At 40.0% G+C, this 1,055-nt stretch carries 1 protein-coding gene; it reads left to right on the top strand.

What is annotated here, in order from left to right:
• The first annotated feature begins 101 nt into the window (after positions 1-101).
• The gene (locus tag QOS07_RS09230; RefSeq protein WP_283588649.1) at positions 102-1,025 is read left to right on the top strand and encodes an IS30 family transposase; all 924 of its coding nucleotides are present in this window, start codon (positions 102-104) and stop codon (positions 1,023-1,025) included.
• The last annotated feature ends 30 nt before the right edge of the window (positions 1,026-1,055 follow it).

Raw genomic sequence — 1,055 nt, 5'->3', positions numbered from 1 at the left:
GGCAGATTGTAAAATATAAGTTGAACATTTAAGTGGACAAGAAAACCCATAAAGGTCTTTAATGGTGTTACCACAACATTCCATTAGAAAGAAGGACCTTTATGGGCACCACTATTTTATCATTTGCTGACCGCATTGTCATTGAAACTTTACTTTATGAGCATCGTTCTCTTCGCTATATTGCAGATTATCTGGGCTTCAGTAAAACGACGATTTTCAATGAATTACATCGTCTCCCTTTACCTTATAATGCTAAGCGATCTCAACAGGATCATGAGACAAAGCTTAAGTTACGTGGACGTAAATATGTGCTGACTGCTAATCTAAAACGCTTGATCGAAGACAAAATTAAAATTCAGAAGTGGTCACCTGAACAGGTTGCTCACATGGTTGGCATTGCCTATAAGACCATTTATAACTGGATTGACCAGGACTTACTTGACATTCAATTATCTGATCTTCCTGACAGCGGTATTCGTCGTCATCGGGCGAAAGAAACTCGGGGAACATTTAGTCATGGCCGTTCAATTGAAGAACGTCCACAGGAAGTTAAGACTCGTAAAACGTTTGGTCACTTTGAAGCTGACACTGTTCTATCTGGTAAACGAAGAGGACAAGCGGTGGCCACTTTTGTCGAACGGCAAAGTAGATTAACGATTGTTAAACGTCTTGAAAGTCGTAGTAGTCAAGCAATGACGTTAGCCATACTGGAACTAGCTAAACAATTGGGACCAAAGCTTAAGACCATCACGGTTGACCATGGTAAAGAATTCGCCAACTATCGTGAAGTTGAAGAACAGACCGGTATTAATCTTTACTTTGCCCATGCTTATTCGCCACATGAACGTGGTAGTAATGAGAACCGTAATCGAGTTCTGCGTCGCTTTATTCCTAAAGGCAAGCCAATCGAAGAGATTAGTGATCAGGAACTAATTCAAATTAACTGGAACTTAAACTCACGGCCACTTAAATGTCTCAACTGGCGATCACCCATTGAAGTCTTTATGCGAAAAATGTTTCGATGAAGTGTTCAATTTATTTATTGCAATCTGCCA

Origin of the sequence: Limosilactobacillus viscerum, from assembly GCF_947387525.1 — a bacterium.
GTDB classification, from domain to species: Bacteria; Bacillota; Bacilli; order Lactobacillales; family Lactobacillaceae; genus Limosilactobacillus; species Limosilactobacillus viscerum.
The sequence above is the reverse complement of the archived record's forward strand: the minus strand, read 5'-3'. Positions and strand labels throughout refer to the sequence as shown.